The 19,462-nt window shown below is 63.5% G+C and carries 21 protein-coding genes; 11 read left to right on the top strand and 10 right to left on the bottom strand.

Features of this window, described 5'->3' with window-relative positions:
• Positions 1 to 204: 204 nt before the first annotated feature.
• Positions 205 to 1,275, top strand: coding sequence for a quinone-dependent dihydroorotate dehydrogenase (locus ACZ5TB_RS11150; RefSeq protein WP_464791274.1), 1,071 nt, complete (start codon positions 205 to 207; stop codon positions 1,273 to 1,275).
• A gap of 58 nt (positions 1,276 to 1,333) precedes the next feature.
• The gene (ggt, locus tag ACZ5TB_RS11155) at positions 1,334 to 3,034 is read left to right on the top strand and encodes a gamma-glutamyltransferase (protein WP_464791275.1); all 1,701 of its coding nucleotides are present in this window, start codon (positions 1,334 to 1,336) and stop codon (positions 3,032 to 3,034) included.
• Positions 3,035 to 3,091: 57 nt separating this feature from the next.
• Here the strand turns inward: ggt and ACZ5TB_RS11160 are convergent, their stop codons facing one another.
• From ACZ5TB_RS11160 to pspA, 6 genes are all read right to left on the bottom strand, one after another.
• Positions 3,092 to 3,586 carry a hypothetical protein gene (locus tag ACZ5TB_RS11160; RefSeq protein WP_464791276.1) on the bottom strand — a complete coding sequence of 165 codons (495 nt, stop codon included), beginning with the start codon at positions 3,584 to 3,586 and terminating at the stop codon, positions 3,092 to 3,094.
• 68 nt (positions 3,587 to 3,654) lie between these two features.
• Positions 3,655 to 4,077, bottom strand: coding sequence for a SufE family protein (locus ACZ5TB_RS11165; protein ID WP_464778609.1), 423 nt, complete (start codon positions 4,075 to 4,077; stop codon positions 3,655 to 3,657).
• A gap of 36 nt (positions 4,078 to 4,113) precedes the next feature.
• Positions 4,114 to 4,344, bottom strand: a complete 231-nt coding sequence (locus tag ACZ5TB_RS11170; protein WP_464791277.1) for a hypothetical protein — start codon at positions 4,342 to 4,344, stop codon at positions 4,114 to 4,116.
• Between the two features lie 21 nt (positions 4,345 to 4,365).
• Entirely contained in the window at positions 4,366 to 4,746 is a 381-nt protein-coding gene (pspC, locus tag ACZ5TB_RS11175) for an envelope stress response membrane protein PspC (RefSeq protein ID WP_464791278.1), read from the bottom strand.
• Position 4,747: 1 nt separating this feature from the next.
• Complete coding sequence (gene pspB, locus ACZ5TB_RS11180) at positions 4,748 to 5,029, bottom strand: envelope stress response membrane protein PspB (RefSeq protein ID WP_464791279.1); 282 nt, start codon at positions 5,027 to 5,029, stop codon at positions 4,748 to 4,750.
• A gap of 29 nt (positions 5,030 to 5,058) precedes the next feature.
• Positions 5,059 to 5,727, bottom strand: coding sequence for a phage shock protein PspA (gene pspA / locus ACZ5TB_RS11185; protein ID WP_464791280.1), 669 nt, complete (start codon positions 5,725 to 5,727; stop codon positions 5,059 to 5,061).
• A gap of 146 nt (positions 5,728 to 5,873) precedes the next feature.
• On the opposite strand from pspA, the gene pspF reads away from it, so the two are divergent.
• Entirely contained in the window at positions 5,874 to 6,875 is a 1,002-nt protein-coding gene (pspF, locus tag ACZ5TB_RS11190; protein ID WP_464791281.1) for a phage shock protein operon transcriptional activator, read from the top strand.
• 12 nt (positions 6,876 to 6,887) lie between these two features.
• Here pspF and ACZ5TB_RS11195 read toward each other — a convergent pair whose 3' ends face one another.
• Complete coding sequence (locus ACZ5TB_RS11195; protein ID WP_464791282.1) at positions 6,888 to 7,766, bottom strand: 3-hydroxybutyryl-CoA dehydrogenase; 879 nt, start codon at positions 7,764 to 7,766, stop codon at positions 6,888 to 6,890.
• Between the two features lie 214 nt (positions 7,767 to 7,980).
• On the opposite strand from ACZ5TB_RS11195, the gene ybgC reads away from it, so the two are divergent.
• From ybgC to pal, 6 genes are all read left to right on the top strand, one after another.
• Entirely contained in the window at positions 7,981 to 8,451 is a 471-nt protein-coding gene (ybgC, locus tag ACZ5TB_RS11200; RefSeq protein ID WP_464791283.1) for a tol-pal system-associated acyl-CoA thioesterase, read from the top strand.
• Positions 8,448 to 9,170, top strand: a complete 723-nt coding sequence (gene tolQ, locus ACZ5TB_RS11205; RefSeq protein ID WP_464791284.1) for a protein TolQ — start codon at positions 8,448 to 8,450, stop codon at positions 9,168 to 9,170. The genes ybgC and tolQ overlap by 4 nt, the downstream gene beginning before the upstream one ends.
• A gap of 193 nt (positions 9,171 to 9,363) precedes the next feature.
• Complete coding sequence (tolR, locus tag ACZ5TB_RS11210; protein ID WP_464791285.1) at positions 9,364 to 9,828, top strand: protein TolR; 465 nt, start codon at positions 9,364 to 9,366, stop codon at positions 9,826 to 9,828.
• An 18-nt stretch (positions 9,829 to 9,846) separates the two neighbouring features.
• A complete protein-coding gene (locus tag ACZ5TB_RS11215; RefSeq protein ID WP_464791286.1) occupies positions 9,847 to 10,761 on the top strand; it encodes a cell envelope biogenesis protein TolA in 915 nt (304 codons plus the stop codon).
• Complete coding sequence (tolB, locus tag ACZ5TB_RS11220) at positions 10,758 to 12,080, top strand: Tol-Pal system beta propeller repeat protein TolB (RefSeq protein ID WP_464791287.1); 1,323 nt, start codon at positions 10,758 to 10,760, stop codon at positions 12,078 to 12,080. The genes ACZ5TB_RS11215 and tolB overlap by 4 nt, the downstream gene beginning before the upstream one ends.
• Before the next feature lie 59 nt (positions 12,081 to 12,139).
• Entirely contained in the window at positions 12,140 to 12,655 is a 516-nt protein-coding gene (gene pal / locus ACZ5TB_RS11225) for a peptidoglycan-associated lipoprotein Pal (RefSeq protein WP_464791288.1), read from the top strand.
• Between the two features lie 136 nt (positions 12,656 to 12,791).
• On the opposite strand, the gene ACZ5TB_RS11230 is transcribed toward pal, so the two are convergent.
• The 3 genes from ACZ5TB_RS11230 to ACZ5TB_RS11240 are packed head-to-tail and all read right to left on the bottom strand — an operon-like array spanning position 12,792 to position 16,492.
• Positions 12,792 to 13,241 carry a MarR family winged helix-turn-helix transcriptional regulator gene (locus ACZ5TB_RS11230; RefSeq protein WP_464791289.1) on the bottom strand — a complete coding sequence of 150 codons (450 nt, stop codon included), beginning with the start codon at positions 13,239 to 13,241 and terminating at the stop codon, positions 12,792 to 12,794.
• Positions 13,242 to 13,289: 48 nt separating this feature from the next.
• Positions 13,290 to 13,592 (bottom strand): hypothetical protein, encoded by a 303-nt coding sequence (locus tag ACZ5TB_RS11235; protein ID WP_449470669.1) that lies wholly within the window; start codon positions 13,590 to 13,592, stop codon positions 13,290 to 13,292.
• 23 nt (positions 13,593 to 13,615) lie between these two features.
• Positions 13,616 to 16,492 carry a M16 family metallopeptidase gene (locus tag ACZ5TB_RS11240; protein WP_464791290.1) on the bottom strand — a complete coding sequence of 959 codons (2,877 nt, stop codon included), beginning with the start codon at positions 16,490 to 16,492 and terminating at the stop codon, positions 13,616 to 13,618.
• Here ACZ5TB_RS11240 and ACZ5TB_RS11245 point away from each other — a divergent pair.
• Together ACZ5TB_RS11245 and clpB are read left to right on the top strand one after the other, a co-directional pair.
• Positions 16,491 to 16,625: a hypothetical protein gene (locus ACZ5TB_RS11245; RefSeq protein ID WP_464791291.1), complete on the top strand. Its 135-nt coding sequence runs from the start codon at positions 16,491 to 16,493 to the stop codon at positions 16,623 to 16,625. The genes ACZ5TB_RS11240 and ACZ5TB_RS11245 overlap by 2 nt on opposite strands.
• Positions 16,626 to 16,737: 112 nt before the next feature.
• On the top strand, positions 16,738 to 19,317 hold the full coding sequence (gene clpB, locus ACZ5TB_RS11250) for an ATP-dependent chaperone ClpB (RefSeq protein ID WP_464791292.1): 2,580 nt from the start codon (positions 16,738 to 16,740) through the stop codon (positions 19,315 to 19,317).
• Positions 19,318 to 19,462 lie beyond the last annotated feature (145 nt).

The raw sequence follows: 19,462 nt of genomic DNA on the forward strand, positions 1-19,462 counted from the left end.
AGCCAATAATGGCCAAGAGCCTTCGGGTCGCAGCACTTTCATAAGTCCGAATCGGACTCGGTTGATTGGATGGATCGGACATCTCGCGACTTGAATCGGGACTAATATGAATGATTTTGCAGCAGAAATTATCGTTATCGATCAACTGTTGCGCTATTGTCACAGCGACTCGACGGCGGCCTGCGGCAATGGCATAGGCGCCCCATGTCCTACCGCCTTGTCCGCCCGCTTTTCTTCGCGCTCGATGCAGAACGCGCGCATCATCTTTCGGTCATGCTGCTCCGCTTGATGCCCGCTTCCCCTCCACCCGCACCGGACGCCGCGCTGGCCCAAACGGTGGCGGGCATCCGCTTTCCCAATCCGGTCGGACTGGCTGCCGGCTATGACAAGGAAGGGCTGGTGGCGCACAAGATGCATGGATTGGGCTTTGGGTTTACCGAACTCGGAACGCTCACCCCGATGCCGCAGGCGGGTAATCCCAAGCCTCGACTGTTCCGCCTGGTCGAAGATCGCGCGGTCATCAACCGCATGGGTTTCAACAATGGCGGGCTAGCGGCGGCGGCAGAGCGCGTTGCCAAGCGCCGCCGTCCTGTAGGCGAGGGGTCCGCACCGATCGTCGGCATCAATATCGGCGCGAACAAGGACGCGACCGACCGCATCGCCGATTATGTCACCGGCGTCACCTGCATGGCGCCGCTTGCCGATTATCTGACGGTCAACATCTCATCCCCCAACACGCCGGGATTGCGCGCCTTGCAGGACAGGGCAGCGCTGGACCAGTTGCTGGGCGCCGTCATGGCCGCGCGCCGCGTTACCGGGGGCCAAGACGGGGGGCACCTACCGCCCGTCTTCTTGAAGGTCGCGCCCGATCTGGAGCCCGAGGATGTCGAGGATATCGCCGCCGCTTGCCTGGACCATGCGGTGGACGCGTTGATCGTGTCCAACACCACCATTTCGCGGCCCCCGCTCCAGTCGGTCCATGCCAATGAAAGCGGCGGCTTGTCGGGCGCGCCGCTCACCGATCTGTCACTTCAGCGGCTGCGCGATTTCCGCCGGATATTGGGTGCGCGCCTGCCCTTGATCGGCGTTGGGGGCATCGGCAATGCGGAACAGGCCTATGCCCGGCTCCGCGCGGGGGCCAGCCTGATCCAGCTGTATAGTGCTCTTGTCTATGAAGGGCCGTATCTCGCCCGGCGCATCAATGCGGGGCTGAAAAAGCTGATGGCACGGGATGGCTTCACCCATATCAGCGAGGTCATCGGCATCGACAGCTGATCTTGACGGCTGATCTCAGGGACTTGCGGCGGGCCAGCCGGACGATAGGGTGCGGGGCATGACGCCTCGCCTCGCCAGCCTGTTGGCCCCTGTTGCCCTCGCTTTCCTATATGCCGCCCCTGTCGCGGCGCGCGAGCCTGTCTCGCTCAATGCCACGGTTTCCGCCGCCGATCCGCGCGCGGCGGCGGCGGGGCAGGAGATGCTTCGCCAGGGCGGCAGCGCGACCGACGCCGCGATCGCCATGATGCTGACCCTCAACGTCGTCGAACCGCATAATAGCGGCATCGGCGGCGGCGGCTTCCTGATGCATCATGATGGCGAAACAGGGGTGCTAGAGTCGATCGACGGGCGCGAAACCGCGCCTGCGGCTGCCCGGCCGGATCGCTTCATGGGAGTGGACGGGCAGCCCCTTTCCTTCCGCTCCGCCTGGCCCGGTGGCTATTCGGTCGGCGTGCCGGGCAATCTCCGCCTCGCCGGGGAAGCGCATCGCAAATGGGGGAAGCTTCCATGGGCGGCATTATTTGCGCCTGCGATCCGATTGGCTGAGGATGGCTTTGAGGTCCGCCAGCGGCTCGACGCCGCGATGAAGGCAGTCGCCCCCATATGGGCCGACTTTCCCGAGATACAGAAATTCTTCTGGATAGACGGCGCCCCCGCGCCCATCGGCACGACCCTGATAAACCCTCCGCTCGCTGCGCTGTTCCGGCGGATTGCGGCGGAAGGGCCAGACGCCTTTTACAAGGGCGAGACCGCACGGGCGATCGCCAGAACGGTCACCAACGCGCCCAAAAATCCCGTGCCGATGACGGAGGCCGACATCGCCGCCTATCAGGTGAAGGCGCGCAAGCCGGTCTGCGGCCCGTATCGCGGCTACAGCATCTGCGGGATGGGTCCGGCTTCGTCAGGCGGCATCACCGTCCTGCAAATCCTGGGCATGGTCGAACGTTTCCCGCTAGCCCAATGGGGGAAGGATGATCCCCGTTCCTGGCATGTCATCGGCGAAGCCATGCGCCTCGCCTATGCCGATCGGGACACATGGCTGGGTGATCCCGAATTCGTGTCCGTGCCGATCGCGGGACTGATCGACCCGGCCTATCTCAAGAAGCGTTCGGCGCTCATCGCGCTTGGCCGCACCCTCAACGACTATCGCCCGGGCAGCCCGCCGGGGGCCGAGGCACGGACCGCAGCCCTGCCACAGCCGGAAAGCGGCACCAGCCATTTCGTCGCAATCGACCGGGATGGCGATATCGCGGCATGGACGTCGACCATCGAAAGCTTCTTCGGCAGTCAGCTGATCGCCGATGGCGTCATCCTCAACAATGAACTGACCGATTTCAGCTTTACGCCCGCAAAGAGCGGCGCGCCTGTGGCCAACCGTGTGGAACCCGGCAAGCGGCCTCTGTCCTCCATGTCGCCCACGATCGTCTATGACGGCCGGGGAACGCCTGTCTTCACCGTCGGCGCGGCTGGCGGCCGGACCATCATCATGCAGGTTACGAAGGCGCTGATCGCCCATTTCGACTGGGGCCTGTCCGCGCAGGATTCCATCGCGCTGGGGCTGGAATTTTTCGACGCCAACGGCCTCGTCCTGGAACAGGGCACCTCGCTCGAAGCCATGAAAGCCCCGCTCGAAGCCTGGGGCCACAAGGTCACGATCGCTCCGATGGGTTTAAAAGCGAATGCGGCGGAGCGCGCGCCCGATGGGCACTGGCGGGGTGTGGCCGATCCCAGAAGCCCCGGCGTTTCGCTTCAGGAATAAGCGTCCAAAACCCGTCATCCCAGCGAAAGCTGGGATGACGAACGTCTGCGGCGACCCTCACTTCTTCAAATCTAGCCCCGCGACCTTAAACTCAAACGGGAAGGTCTTGTCCTTCGGCCCCACAACCAAATTAACCTTCAGCACCTTCGTTTCCTTGATCGCCTCATCGGCCTTGGCGGCGGGCAGCACCTCTATCCCGTCCTTGTTTTCCGTCATCCGCCCGCGCCAGTCGTGGCTCTTGCCATCATCTGTCACCGCCGTGACGCGGCAGTCGGATAGGTCGCAGCTGAAGGGTGCGCCCACCAGCTTCACCGTCACGTCCGCGCCGCCTTCGGGTATTGGCTGCACCAGCAGCACCGAAAATGTGTCTTCAGCGGTCATGGTCTGCACGCTGTTGGCGCTACCGATATAAGCGACCTTGGGTTTACCCGCCTCGCCGCCTTCATATTTCCACGTTTGGCCGATCTGCTCGCGTTGCGTCGGGCCTTCTTTTTCGCCGTCAGAGCAACCCGCCAGCAGGCCGATTGCCGCCAATGCCCACAGGCTTCGCATCGCGCATCTCCTCAACTTCCGTTTCGATCACGCAAGGAGAACGCCCGGGCGTCCGCAGGTTTCCCGCCCTAGCTGTAGCGCTCCGCAGTCTGCCGGATAAGCGCGATCATGTTAGGGATGCCCTGTGTCCGGTTGGAGCTGAGCTGATTCTTGAGGTCGAACGGCGCCAGTGCGCCTTCGATGTCGGCCGCCCCGATCTGCGCGGGCATCTGGTCCTGCACCGTCAGCAAGACCAGCGCGATGATCCCCTTGGTGATCGCCGCATTGCTGTCCGCCAGGAAATGCAGCCGCCCATCGTCGCGCACCGTCGGGTAGACCCAGACCGCCGCTGAACAGCCGCGCACCAGCGTCGCATCGGTTTTGAGCGCGTCGGGCATCGCCTCCAAAGCGCGCCCAAGGTCGATCAGCAGCCGATAACGGTCATCGGCGTCCAGAAACTCATATTCTTCCTGAAGATCGGCAAGGGCAGGCACATCGGTCATACCCTGCATATAGGGGGAAAAGCGGCCCGCGAAAGCCGCTTTTCCTTACAGATCGACGCCCGCCGCGATCGCCTCCAGCTTGCGGACGCGTTCCTTGAGGTCGGCGAGTTCGATCCGCGCGCTCGCGAAGGGAGAAGCATCCGGAACGGGCCGAGCCAGTTCCGCACGCTTCAGTGCCAACCAGCCGTTCCAGCCGTGCAAAGTGGTCGCCGCGACGATCAACAGTGCGGTAATGCAGCTCGCCGCGACGGTCAGGGTAAAAGCCATGTCCTGCATGCCGTCCTCCGAACGCCTTGCTCAACGCAGGCTGTCGATCTCGTCCGCCAGACGCGTGTTGCGGCTCGTATAAAAGGTCTCGATGTCCGCCAGCCGCCGGTCGATGTCGCGGAACTTCGACCGCACGTCCCGCGCGGATCGGGCCGGATTGGTCCGCACGCCCTGCCAGAATTTCTCGTCATCGCGGTCGGCATAGAGGCCCAGCGGCTTGTTCTCGCCAAAATAGGCCACAGCGAAATAGGCGATCAGCGACCAGGGAAAGGCCCCCATCAGAGTCACCAGCACGGCGCCCACGCGCACCCAGGTCACGTCGATCCCGGTATAGTCGGCGATGCCCGCGCATACGCCCATCCATTTGCCATTCTGCTTGTCGAGGTAGAATTTCGTACGGCGCGCAGCCATGTCAGTTCCTCCTGCCGAAATCTTGGCGGTCGAGATCATAAGCGTCGTCAGGCGTGGGGCGAGACGGACGGAAATCGGGATTGTCGGCGGCGACGATCCGCTCGACCGTCTGCAGCCGGTCTTCCAGCCGCCGCGCGAGCAGGTGCAATTCGTCCAGCAACCGCTCATCCTCATCGGTGATCTTGGGCGCCTGCTTCCACTTGGTCGTATAGTGCAGGATTAGCCAGGGCATGCCGATGAACAGCATGCCGCAGATCATGATCGGTAAAAACACATCCTCCATGCGTCACGCTCCCTGTTCAAACGGCCTGTTCAGACGGGCCGGTTCATTCTTGCCTTGAGCGCCGCGAGTTCGGCGTCCACCTTATCAGTCGACTGCAACTCTGCGATTTCTTCCTCCAGAGTCTTCTGACCCTGACCGAGATTCAGCGCATCCGCGCGCCCCTCGGCCATGTCGACCCGGCGCTCCAATATCTCGAAGCGGGCGAAGGCCTCATTCACCTTTTCCCCAGCATAGGCTTCGCGCATGCGCACACGATTTTGCGCGCTTTCCATCCGCGTGACCAGACTGTTCTGCCGGGTCCGCGCCTCGCGCAGCTTCCCTTGCAGCTTGGCGATGTCCTCCTCCGAAGCCTTCAGCGCCTCGTCCAGCACTTCAATTTCATGGGAGAGCTTCTCCGCCATGTCGGCCGCCTTCTGCTTTTCGACCAGCGCCGCCTTGGCCAGGTCCTCGCGATCCTTGCTCAGCGCCAGTTGCGCCTTTTCGGTCCAGCTGTCCTGCAGGCCCTGCAGCTTGCCGATATGGCGGCGCATCTCCTTCTGATCAGCGATGGTCCGCGCTGCGGACGCACGCACCTCGACCAGCGTTTCCTCCATTTCCAGGATGATCATGCGGATCATCTTCGCGGGGTCTTCCGCCCGGTCGAGCAGGTCGGTGACATTGGCGGCGATGATGTCGCGCGTGCGAGAAAAAATACCCATCGGAACTGCAATCCTTCCGTCTGACGGTTTGACCGCCTGCTTTGCAGGAGCCGTGCCAATTCGTGAAAAGACGGATTTTCTGGGTTTATCCCCGCTGGTTCCAATGTATCTTGCCAATAAGTGGTAATTTTCACCATAATCTGGTTATGGAACGAAACAGCCAGTTCATCGGCCAGTCGCTACCCTTCCTCGATGCAGTCGAGCAGGCCGGGCGCGCGGCCGAACTTGATCGCCCGGTCCTTGTCGTCGGCGAACGCGGCACCGGTAAGGAACTCGTCGCCGAACGCCTCCATCGCCTCTCCCCGCGCTGGGGCGAGCCGCTCATCGTCATGAACTGCGCCGCGCTACCCGAAACTTTGATCGAGGCCGAGCTGTTCGGCCATGAACAGGGCGCTTTCACCGGCGCCACCCGCGCCCGCGCCGGGCGGTTCGAGGAAGCCGATGGCGGCACGCTCTTCCTTGACGAATTGGCGACACTCTCCATGGCCGCGCAGGAACGGCTGCTGCGGGTCATCGAATATGGCGAAGTCACCCGCATCGGCGCCTCGCGCGCCATGACGGTAGACGTCCGCATCATAGCCGCGACCAACGAAGACCTGCCCGCCCTTGCCGATTCAGGCCGCTTCCGCGCCGACCTGCTGGATCGCCTGAGCTTTGAAGTCATCACCCTTCCGCCACTGCGCGCACGCGAAGGCGATGTGGCGGTGCTGGCCGATCATTTCGGACGCCGCATGGCCGCTGAACTGGGCTGGCCCGAATGGCCGGGCTTTTCCCCCGCCTGCATGGCCGATCTGGACGCCCATCCCTGGCCCGGCAATGTGCGCGAACTGCGCAATGTGGTGGAGCGCGCCGTCTATCGCTGGGCCGAGCCTGCCCGCGCGATCGCACGAATCGTCTTCGATCCCTTCGCTTCCCCTTGGAAGCCGCAAGCACAAGTGGCCACTGAAGAGGAGTCGCGGCCCGCTCCCGCCACCAGTCTCACCCCCGTCAGCGACCTGCGCGCCGCCGTGGACGCCCATGAAGCCGCGATCGTGCAGTCAACGCTGGAATGCCACCGCTACAATCAGCGGGCAACCGCCAAGGCTCTCGGCCTAAGCTATGACCAGCTGCGCCATTGCCTGAAAAAGCATCGCCTTGGATCAGGCTGACCCGCGCCCCGCTTATCGCGTAGGCACAGGCTCCGGCCCCGAATAATCATAAAAGCCCTTGCCGGTCTTGCGCCCCAGCCAGCCCGCCTCGACATATTTCACCAGCAGCGGCGCCGGGCGATATTTGGAATCGCCGGTCGTGGACCGCAGCACGTTCAAAATCTCAAGGCAGGTGTCGAGCCCAACGAAGTCCGCCAGCGTCAGCGGACCCATGGGATGGTTCAGCCCCAGTCGTACGCCCGTGTCGATGTCGCGAATGTGGGAAACCCCTTCGCCCAACGCGAAGATGGATTCGTTGATCATCGGCAGCAGGATACGATTGACGACGAAACCGGGGGAATCGAACGCCTGCACGACGTGCTTGCCCAGCCGCTTGGTATAGGCTTCGATCGTCGCGACCGTTTCGTCCGATGTTGCCAGCCCACGGATCAACTCGATCAACGCCATGACCTGTACGGGGTTGAAGAAGTGGATGCCCACGAACAGCGCCGGATCGGGCACCACCTGCGCCAGCCGGGTGATGGGGATGGACGAGGTATTGGTCGCCAGGATCGTGCCGGGCGTGATCACCGCGCTCACATTGGCGAAGATGCTGCGCTTGATCTCCTCCCGCTCGGTCGCGGCCTCGATCACCAGTTGCGCTTCGGCCAGCGGAGCCAGATCACCGCTCGGGCGGATGCGGGCAAAGGCGGCCTCGGAATCTTCCTGGCTCAGCTTGCCCTTTTCGACCGCACGGGCAAGCTGCTTTGAAATGCCCTGAAGCCCCTTTTGCGCGCGTGCCAGATCGACGTCGCACAGGATCACATCATAGCCAGCCTGCGCGCTGACCTGCGCAATCCCCGCGCCCATCTGACCAGCGCCGATGACGCCCACGGTCTGAATGTCGGTCATGCTAATGTCCTCGCAAAATCAATTTGCCGCCCAGTAGCGATATGGCAAGCGGGGGGCCAGCGCTTTCGAACATCAATCACAACGGACGCTGTGTTAATCGGGGCTGAGCGCGCCTTATTTATGGGACGGATAGCCCCTGCTGCCCGGCAGGCCGCGTCGACCCTGTTCATTTCCGCCTTTGCCTGCTGCCTGCTTGATGGTTAAAAGGCCGCGCATGTCCGTTTCAGCGTCCATGCCCGAGCCGGCGACCGGAAGGTTCATTGCCGCCGTGCATCACTTTCCCCTGCGCGTCTATTTTGAGGATACGGACCTGTCCGGGCTCGTCTACCACGCCAATTACCTGCGTTACATGGAGCGCGCGCGATCCGACATGCTGCGCGTCGCCGGGATCGATCAGCGCGCCGCGCAGGAAGATGGCACCGGCGTCTATGCCGTGACGAATCTCCAGATCGCCTATAAGCGCCCCGCACGGCTCGACGACGCCCTGCTCGTCGAAAGCCGCGTGACCGCCATTCGCCCCGTTGCCTGCACCATTCATCAAAGAGTCAGGTGCGGCGATGAAATACTGACGGACGGCGAGGTCTCTGTCGCCTTCCTGACAAACCAGGGCCGCCCCACGCGGCAGCCAAAGCCCTGGATCGACATTTTCAGCCGTTTGATGAGAGGGGAAGACATCAACCCATGAGCCTTTCGATGCCCGACGTTGGCGCCGCTGTCGGCGCCGCCACCCAAGCTGCGACCATTTCGCCGCTCGCCCTGTTCCTGCAGGCCGACATTGTCGTGAAGGTGGTGATGCTGGGCCTCGTGCTCGCCAGCATCTGGACCTGGGCGATGATCATCGGCTTCAGCTTCACCCTGCGCAAGGCCAGCCGCCAGAGCAGCGCGTTCGAAGATGATTTCTGGAAGGCAGAGGATATCGACCGCTTCTATGAAGCGCGCGGCAAGTCGTCCGACTTCCCCGCTGCCAAGGTGATGGCCGCAGGCGTCACCGAATGGCGCCGCTCGACCGCGCAGAAGGTCATCGACCGCGACGGCACCCGCGACCGCCTCTCGACCGCCATGTCCAGCATGATCGCGTCAGAAGTCGATCGCCTCTCGGACCGCCTGAACATCCTCGCCACCATCGGCTCGGTCGCGCCTTTTGTCGGCCTGTTCGGCACCGTCTGGGGCATCATGCGCGCCTTCACCGCGATCGCGAAGGAGCAGAACAGCTCGCTCGCCGTCGTTGCGCCGGGTATCGCAGAGGCGCTCTTCGCCACCGCCATCGGCCTGTTCGCGGCGATCCCGGCGGTCATCGCCTACAACCGCTTCAGCCACGGCATCAACCGCATGGAATCCAAGCTCACCCGCTTCGCCGACGGCTTCTATTCGACACTGAGCCGGGAGCTGGAGGCGCAGCGGTGAGCGTGTGCCCGCTCCTCCTCCACCCCGTCATCCCAGCGAACGCTGGGATCTCGTGCCTTATTCACAGCCTCCTCCCCCCGTTCGGGCTGAGCCTGTCGAAGCCCTTCACTTCACTTGAAGAGAAGAAAAGCCCTTCGACAAGCTCAGGGCGAACGGAGGATAGAGCAACCCACTTGGCCGGAGGTCGCCGCTAATGGCCATGTCCGGCCCACCCTCCCACCGCCGTGGCCGGGGTCGCGCGCCGATGGCGGACATCAACGTCACGCCGCTGGTCGATGTCATGCTGGTGCTGCTCATCATCTTCATGGTGACCGCCCCGCTGCTCGTCACCGGCGTGCCTGTTAACCTGCCCGAAACGCGCGCCAAGGGTCTTGATCAGGACGACAAGCCGACCGTGGTCTCGATCGATCGCGACGGGGGCCTCTACATCGACGAGACGCAGATCAGCGACGCCGATTTGGCCGATCGCCTGGCCGAGATCGTCTCGGCCAACGCAGGCAAAGCCGAGCCGCCGCAGATATTCCTGCGCGCAGATACAGGACTAGACTATGGCCGGGTGATGCGTGTCATGGGCGAACTCAATCGGGCGGGTCTCAACAAGGTGGCGCTGGTCAGCACCGGCGGTGAAGACGGCGCCGTCACCGGCGGTTCAGAATAGGGGCCATAGGACTCGGGCATGGAACGTGCGGAGAAGATCGGCCTTGGCGTTGCGACGGCGGGACATGTCCTGCTGTTCGGCTTGCTGTCGGTCGGATTCCTGGCAACGCCCAATCCGCTCAAGCTGAACTCGCCGCCCATGGACGTCAGCTTGGTGGACGAAGCGGCGCTGCAATCCGCCGCGCCGCAGATCTCGACCCAGCCGCCCCCGCCCAGCGTCGCGCCGGAAGAAGGCCCGACCGAGGATGCGGCGCCCGCGCCTGTGCCGGAACCGGCCCCCATTCCTGAGCCCCAACCAACACCGGCGCCGCCGCCGCCAAAGCCTGCTCCGGCCAAAAGGGACGTGGCGAAGGTTCAGCCAAAACCCAAGCCCGCACCTGAAAAGCCCGCAGCGAAGCAGACGCCCTCAAAGGCGAAACCTGCCCCTGCGGCGACCAAGGCTACCCAAAAGCCTGCCGCAAAGCCCAAGCCAAACGCTCCTGCCCGGGCGTCCGGCCAGGGCAAGGCCGAAAAGCCGCGCGGCTCGCTGCTCGGCAAGGATTTCCTGAAGGGCATCAACACCGAAGCCGACGCCCCGCGCAAGGCCGCACCGCCGCCCGCTGCGACCATGGGTCCCGCGCAGAAGGCTGCGCTCGACCGTCTGATCGGCGATCAGATCTACCGGCATTTGAAGCTTCCCTCCGGCGCGGATGTCGAGCAGTTGGTGGCCTTTCTGGAGGTGAAGATCGACCGCAACGGCCGGGTGATCGGCAGGCCCGAGGTGATCGATGTGCAGGGTCAGACCGCCAGCAACAAGCCGCAAGTCTCGATCTACAAGGAACGCGCCGTGCAGGCGGTCATGCAGGCTTCCCCTTTTCAAGGGCTGCCCGACGAATATTATGAACAGTGGAAATGGCTCAAACCCTTGAGAGTCTACGCAAGGAAAGCGCGATGAGAAGCTTTGGAATAACCGCACTGCTCGCCCTTTGCGCAGCCTTTACCAGCCCTGCGATGGCCCAGTTGTCGGTCGATGTGACCGGCGACATCGACAGCAACCTCAAGATCGTCGTGCCCGCCCTGCCCCCGCAGGCCGAAGTTTCCACGCCTGCCGGTTCGTCCAGCGAACTTGGCCGCAAGATCGCCGAGGTAATCGCCTCCGACCTCAAGGGCTCGGGCTTGTTTGATCCGTCCGGTCCGGGCGGCATCCCTGCCATCGGTTTCCCCGAAGTCACCAACCCCGCCTATGACAAGTGGGGCGCCTATCAGGCGCTGGTGCAAGGCTTCGTCCGCACCACAGGTGGAGAGGCGGACATCACGGTTGGCTGCTATCTCTATGACGTGGCGCTCAAGCAGGAACTGACGCGCCAGGGCTATGTCGTCGCCCCGCGCGATTGGCGCCGCGCCGCGCATAAATGCGCCGACGCCATCTATGCGCGCCTTTCCGGCGAGAGCCCCTTCTTCGACAGCCGCATTGCCTATATCGCGGAAAGCGGGCCGAAGGGGAACCGCACCAAGCGCCTCGCCATCATGGATAGCGATGGCGCGAACCACCGCTTCATCACCAATGGCCAGTCGATCGCCCTCACCCCGCGCTTTTCGCCAGACTACAAGTCGATCGTCTATGTGAGCTATCTGGGCAGCCGGGTACGCATCTATGTCTATGACATCGGCACCGGCCGCCAGCGCCTCGTCACCGAAAGCAACAATGCGACCTTCGCGCCGCGCTGGTCGCCCGATGGCCGCAACATCCTCTTTTCGATGGCGGTTGCGGGTAACACCGACATCTATCGCGTGTCGGCGCAGGGCGGTCAGCCGGTTCGCCTCACCACCGCGCCCGGTATCGATGTCGGCGGCAGCTATTCCCCCGATGGCACCCGGATCGTGTTCGAAAGCGATCGTTCGGGCAGTCAGCAGGTCTATGTCATGAACGCCGATGGCTCGGCCCAGCGCCGCATAAGCCATGGCGGCGGCCGCTATGCGACGCCCGAATGGAGCCCTCGCGGCGACCTGATCGCCTTCACCAAGATCAGCGGCGACATTAAGATCGCCGTCATGACGCCGGAGGGTGGCAATGAACGCATCCTCACCAACGGCTGGCAGGATGAGCAGCCGACCTGGTCGCCCAACGGCCGCGTGCTGCAATATTTCCGCACGAGCCCCGGTCGCGACGGCGCCAGCCAAGTCTGGCAGGTCGACCTGACCGGCGTCAACGAACGCCGCATTCCCACGCCGCTCAGCGGCTCTGACCCTGCATGGGGTCCGCTGCTGCCCTGATAGGGAACCACATCATCGCGCAAGCGTAACGACCACATGGACTTTTTGAGGAGCCTCCCATGAAACTCAACCGCCCCCTGCTTATCGCCGTCTCGGTCCTGGCTCTCGCTGCTTGCGGCAAGAAGGCGCCCAAGGACTTGCCGCCTCCGCCCGCGACCGACAACAGCGCCCAGACTGGCACCGGGACCGGCACGACCACTGGCCCGGTCAAGGGCAGCCAGGAAGATTTCGTCGCATCGGTCTCATCCGACCGCATCTTCTTCGACACCGATCAATATGATGTCGATGTGCAGGACCAGCAGACTTTGCAGAGCCAGGCGGCATGGTTGCAGCAGAATCCCAATGTTCGCGTCACGATCGAAGGCCATGCGGACGAGCGCGGCACCCGCGACTACAATATCGCGCTGGGTGAACGCCGGGCCAACGCCGCGAAAAACTATCTCGCGTCGCTGGGCATCGACCCCAGCCGCATCAACACGGTCAGCTATGGCAAGGAACGCCCGGCGGCGCTGGGTTCGGATGAATCCGCCTGGGCACAGAACCGCCGCGCGGTGACGGTGACTGTTCAATATTAAAAAGCCTTCGGGTCGCACCAGGCTTTCAGGAAGTCCGCCGGTCCCAACCGGCGGACTTTTCTATATGAGAATGTTGGCAGCAAGCGCTGAGGGTGAGCGGCTCCGCTTGGGGAGCGCTCACGAATGGCGGCGCGTCCTAAGCCTGCTTGCGCCGTTCAGCGATGCGACGAGTGAGGAGTTGCATCATGTTGACGGTGATCTCGACCGCGGCTTCGGGAACGCCCTCGAACAGCTGTTGCGACAGGTCATCCAGTCGTGCTTCGATCCGGGCGGCAAGGTCGCGACCTGCATCGGTGAACTCCACCCGGTTCGATCGCTTGTCTTCCGGATGCGGCAGGCGCTCGATCAATCCCATCGCCGCCAGCCCATCCAGCGTCCGCACCAGTGACGGCTGGGTAATGCCCAGCTGATCGGCAAGGTCGGCCTGCCTTACGTCGGGTCCCAGTCGGGCGAGATGCACCAGGCACCAGCCCGCGCTGGAGGACACGCGCAATTCCGCCAGCGCTTCGTCGGCCAGATGCCGCCAGCCGCGCGCGACCAGCGGGAACTGTTGCACCAACCCCTCCGTCAGACCGGAACTAGACATCAGGATAATCCCACGGTGGCGCGGCCGATCATTGGCGGAAACGCCCGCTTAAACGCGCCGCGTACCGGAAAAGCCCGCCGCCCCGAACGCGCCCAGTTGCATGGTGCCGTTGATCGCATCGCCTTCCACGACCGCTTCGCATTCCATCGTGATGGGCATGGGCATCGTCATGTTCATCTTCCAGTTGAGCTTGTCGCCGTCGACCTTGCCCTCGGCGACGTCCAGCGACCCCATCATGCCAGCGAAGGTGCCGTGGAAGCTGGTGCCGTTGCTGATGACGGTGAATACGCCCTTCTGATCGCCCAGCGGCGTCTTTGCCACGCAGTCATAAGCGCCATCGACATTCGCCATCACTTCATCTCCTCAAAGCAGCCTCAATCGGCAAGGGTTCCCATTTCGACGGGCAGGCCCAGCGCGTCAAGCTGCGGCCGGACGAGTTTTGCATCGCCCACGACGACCCAGATCAGCCGCGCGGGATCGATCGCCTCGCGCGCGGCCTTGTCCAGGTCGGCGGCGGTCATGGCGCGGTAGAGTCCCGGCAGCGTTTCATAAAAATCGTCCGGTCGGCCCAGCAGACGGTTGCGCATCATCGCCCCCATCAGGTCTGACGATGTTTCGAAACTGCCCGGCAGCGACAGGATCTGGCTGTTGATGGTCTGGTTACGTTCAGCCTCCGTCGTGCCCTTGGCAGTCAGAAAGTCGGCTATGTCCTGGCGCGCAGCCGCGATGGACGCGCCGGTCTTGTCGGTCTGGACAGGGGCGTAGACCAGCAGGGGGATGGTTTCCTTGACGCCGGGCAGGCTCGTGCCAGCGGAATAGGCCCAACCCTTCGTTTCGCGCAGGTCCATGATCAGCCGCGAGGTAGAGCTGCCACCCAGAACTTCGTTGGCGGTCTGCAGCGTCAGCGGATTGTCGGTGCCTTGCTTGCCCGTCAGCAGGCCCGCCAGGATCATCGATTGGGGGCTTTGCGGCTTGTCGACCAGGATGATCCGCGCCGGGCGCGCCATCCGGTCCATGCGGAAGAGCTTTTTACCCTTAGCCACCGCAGGCGCTTTCCAGTCGCCGAAGCGTCTTTCGAGCAGCGGCATGATTTCGGCCAGACTGGTGTCGCCGGTGACGAAGATGGTGGCATTGTCAGGCCGCATCCATTTGTCGTGGAAGGCAACAAGATCGGCGCGGGTGGCCGCCTTGACGCCGCTTTCCGTGCCCGACCCGGTAAAGGGGATGCCGTAGGGATGCGCAGCGCCATAGAGCAAGGGCGGCAAAAGGCGCTGGGCGATCGGCATCGGCGCGGTTTTCTCGGCAGCGATGCGGGTCAGTAATTGGCCCCGGATGCGTTCGACCTCGGTCGGAGCGAAAGCCGGATTGCGGATCACGTCGACGAGCAGTCCGAGCGACGCGTCGAGATTGGGCTTGAGCGCATAGAGGCCGACATTTGTGCTATCCATGCCGTTGCTCGCGCCGATCGACGCGCCCAGCCGTTCCTGTTCTTCCGCGATCTGCACTGAACTGCGCGTTTTCGTGCCCTCATCCAACAGGGCCGTCGTCAACGCCGCCGTGCCCAGTTTTGTCTTGTCATCGGCGGCATTGCCCGCGTCGAAGGATACCGACACCCGCACGACGGGAACGGTTGCGCGCCGGGCGAAGACAACGGGAATCCCGTTCTTGAGCTTCCCCTCTTCCACAGCGGGGAAATCCAGATCCTTGACCGGCTCGATTGGCGGTTCCGCGACCCGAGTGGGTGGCGGCGGCGTGGCGGCTACCGGCGCGGGCTTTTTGGGATCGCGGAAATAGGCGGGGTGGTGCGTGGCGTTGCCCGCGAGCGCATTATCCTCGGCCGTCCGTTCACCGGGCGCCACGGTCAACCGGAATATCGGCCGCCCCAGCCATTTGCGGACGGTGTCGCCCACCGACTGCGGCGTGGCGGCGGCATAGAGGGCAAGGTCCTTCTTATATTTGCCGGGGTCATTGGAATAAACTGCGCCTTCGGCCAGGGTCACCGCCTTGCCGCTGAAGCCGCCGACCTTTTCCAGCCCGCCGATCGTGCCGGAAAGCTGACGTGTCGCCGCGCGTTGGACCTCGTCGGCGGTGGGACCCTTGGCCAAGTAATCGGCCAACAATTGGTCGAGGCGTCTGCCGACGGCGACGGCGTCCTGTCCCGGCTTCACATCGACGGTGATTTCCGCGATCGACAGCTTTTCGAACGCCTGGATGCTGGCCTTGACGCCGACGGCCACTTTCTCGTCGCGCACCAATATATTGTCGAGGCGAGAGGATTTGAGGCCGCCGAATACCGCCATCGCGAGGTCGAGTTGTGGGAGGTCAGCCGAATTGACGCCCGGCACGATCCAGTTGCGGTAGAGCCGGGTCGCAGCGACATTGTCGTGCATCAGCTTTTCGACTGGCCTGTCGAGCGTTGGCACGGTGGCGTCCACATCCTTTGGCGCAGGACCGGCCGGGATGTTGCCGAACCATTTTTCGACCTTCGCCCTGGCGGTGGGTACGTCGATATCCCCTGCCAGCACCAACACGGCATTGTTCGGGCCGTAGTGGGTCTTGAACCAGTTCTGCACATCGGCAAGGCTGGCGGCATTCAGGTCCGCCATCGATCCGATGGTCGAGTGGCGATAGGGGTGGCCTTCGGGCAGCATGGCGGCGAGCTGGGCATATTCGACCAGACCATAGGGCTCATTCTCGCCCATCCGCTTTTCATTCTGCACGACGCTGCGCTGGGCATCGAGCTTGGTTTGCGTCACCGCGCCGAGCAGGTGACCCATGCGATCGGATTCCAGGAACAATGCCCGGTCTAGCGCACCGGTCGGCACCGTTTCGAAATAATTGGTGCGATCGAACCAGGTCGTGCCGTTCCAGTCGGTCGCGCCGATATCCTCCAGCCGTCCGAAGAAAGGCCCATCGGCATTTTCAGAACCGTAGAACATCAGATGTTCGAACAGATGAGCAAAGCCGGTCTTGCCCGCAGGCTCGAAGCGGGAGCCGACATGATACCAAACCGACACCGCCACCACGGGAGCCTTGCGATCGGTATGGACGATGACGCGCAGGCCGTTTTTCAGCGTGAACTGCTCATAGGGAATATCGACGGCGGAAACGAGGCTGGCGAGCGGGGCTGGAGCCGTCTGAGCCGCTGGTGCAGCGAGGGCGACCGGGACTGGAAAGGCGATGATCGACAGGCTCAATGAAGACAGGCCAAGCGACAGAGCCAGACGACGCGAGGTGGAGGAAAAAATCATGGGCGCCCTCATCGAAGCTGGAGATCATCGCCGGGGAGGCGGCAATGGGTGGCCGCAGCATAGCGGCGCATGGGGACGGCGCAATATGCATTGGATGGACGGCACGTCGGGATCGGGGGCTATCTTCCTCTAATATGGGCAGGTTTGCGCCGAGAGGCCGAGCGATGCTAAGGATAATTGCGTAGCGCCTCTTGTGTGTCATTTATGCAACATTACATCGTGGCAAGTTTCACGAAGGGCTTCCTATGAACCTCGAAAAATTCACTGACCGCGCCAAGGGCTTCCTGCAATCGGCGCAGACTGTCGCGATCCGCATGAGCCATCAGCGGATCAGTCCTGAGCATCTGCTGAAAGCGCTGCTGGAAGACAATCAGGGCATGGCGTCCGGCCTGATCAAGGCGGCGGGCGGCGACGCGGGCGTGGCGCTGCGCGAGACCGACGCGGCGTTGGCCAAGGTGCCTGCGGTGTCGGGTAGCGGTGCGCAGCAGACGCCGGGGCTTGATAATGACGCGGTACGGGTGCTGGACAGCGCCGAGCAGGTCGCGGCCAAGGCGGGCGATAGCTTTGTTACGGTCGAGCGGCTGCTGCTTGCGCTTACCCTCGCGACCACCTCGGCGGCGGGCAAGGCGCTGGCGGCAGCGGGCGTGAAGGCGGAAGGATTGAACGCCGCGATCAACAATCTGCGCGGCGGCCGCACGGCGGACACAGCGGGCGCGGAAGATCGCTATGATGCGCTGAAGAAGTTCGCGCGCGACCTGACCGAAGCGGCGCGCGAGGGCAAGTTGGACCCTGTCATCGGGCGGGACGAGGAAATCCGACGGACAATCCAGATTTTGGCGCGGCGGACCAAGAATAATCCCGTGCTGATCGGCGACCCGGGCGTGGGCAAGACTGCGATTGCGGAGGGACTGGCACTCCGCATCGCCAATGGCGACGTGCCCGACACGCTCAAAGACCGCACGCTGATGGCGCTCGACATGGGCAGCCTGATCGCGGGCGCGAAATATCGCGGCGAGTTCGAGGAACGGCTGAAGGGTGTTCTGGACGAAGTGAAGGGCGCGGAAGGCCAGATCGTGCTGTTCATCGACGAGATGCACACGCTGATCGGCGCGGGCAAGTCGGAAGGCGCGATGGACGCGGGCAATCTGTTGAAGCCTGCGCTCGCACGCGGCGAACTGCACTGCATCGGCGCGACGACGCTCGATGAGTATCGCAAATATGTTGAGAAGGACCCGGCGCTCCAGCGGCGCTTCCAGCCGGTGTTCGTGGGCGAACCGACGGTGGAGGACACCATCTCCATCCTGCGCGGCCTGAAGGAAAAATATGAGCTGCACCATGGCGTGCGGATCACCGATGGCGCGCTGGTTTCGGCTGCGACGCTCTCTAACCGCTACATCACCGACCGCTTCCTACCCGACAAGGCCATCGACCTGATGGACGAGGCAGCTTCTCGCCTGCGCATGGAGGTGGAGAGCAAGCCGGAGGAGATCGAAAATCTCGATCGGCGGATCATCCAGCTCAAGATCGAGCGCGAGGCGCTGAAGAAGGAGACGGACAAGGCATCCAAGGACCGGCTCGACGCGCTGGAAGAGGACCTCGCTAATCTTGAGGAACAGTCGGCGGCGCTGACGCAGCGCTGGCAGGCGGAGAAGGACAAGATTGCGGGCGACAGCAAGCTGAAGGAACAGCTGGAGGCCGCGCGCGTCGAGCTGGAGCAGGCGCAGCGGGCGGGTGACCTCGCGAAGGCGGGCGAGCTGGCCTATGGGCGCATTCCGGAGCTTGAGCGCAAGATCGCCGAGGCCGAGGGCGCGACCGAAGGCGCGATGCTGCGCGAGGAAGTGACGCCGGAGGACATCGCCTCTGTCGTGTCGCGCTGGACCGGCATTCCTGTCGACAAGATGATGGAGGGCGAGCGGGAAAAGCTGCTCGCCATGGAGGAAGAGCTTGGCAAGCGCGTCATCGGACAGGCCGATGCGGTCAAGGCCGTATCGACCGCCGTACGCCGGTCGCGCGCGGGCTTGCAGGACCCGAACAGGCCGCTTGGCTCGTTCCTGTTCCTCGGCCCCACGGGCGTCGGCAAGACCGAGCTGACCAAGGCGCTCGCCGGATTCCTGTTCGACGACGACAGCGCAATGGTGCGGATCGACATGAGCGAGTTCATGGAGAAGCATTCGGTCGCCCGGCTGATCGGCGCACCTCCGGGCTATGTCGGCTATGAGGAAGGCGGCGTGCTGACCGAAGCGGTGCGGCGGCGGCCCTATCAGGTCGTGCTGTTCGACGAGGTCGAGAAGGCGCACAGCGATGTGTTCAACGTGCTGCTGCAAGTGCTGGACGATGGCCGCCTGACCGATGGGCAGGGACGCACGGTGGACTTCACCAACACGATCATCGTGCTGACGTCGAACCTGGGCAGCCAGTTCATCGCTTCGCTGGCCGATGACGAGCCTGTCGAAAAGGTCGAGGATCAGGTGATGGAAATCGTCCGGGGTCACTTCCGGCCGGAGTTCCTCAATCGGCTGGACGAGGTGATCCTGTTCCACCGGCTGGGCGCGAGCCATATGGCGCCGATCGTGGACATTCAGGTCGCGCGGATCGGCAAGCTGCTGAAGGACCGCAAGGTGGTGCTGGACCTGACCGACGGTGCGCGGGCGTGGCTGGGCCGGGTCGGTTATGATCCGGTCTATGGCGCGCGGCCGTTGAAGCGGGCGGTGCAGAGATATTTGCAGGATCCGCTGGCGGACCTGATCCTGCGCGGCGAGGTGCCGGATGGCTCCACGGTGAAGGTCGATGAGGGGGATGGGGCGTTGCAGTTGAGGATGGCTTAATCCTCCCCGTGCCGCATTGGGAGGGATTGCCGCGTAACGATGGTAGGGGAAGAAGGCTCAAGTCGCGCTCATTCCCCTCCACCATGCTTCGCATGGTCCCCCTCTCCATCTACGATCGAGAGGCATAAAAAGGGAGCGCCATCGC

The organism is Sphingobium sp. TomTYG74 (assembly GCF_055393875.1).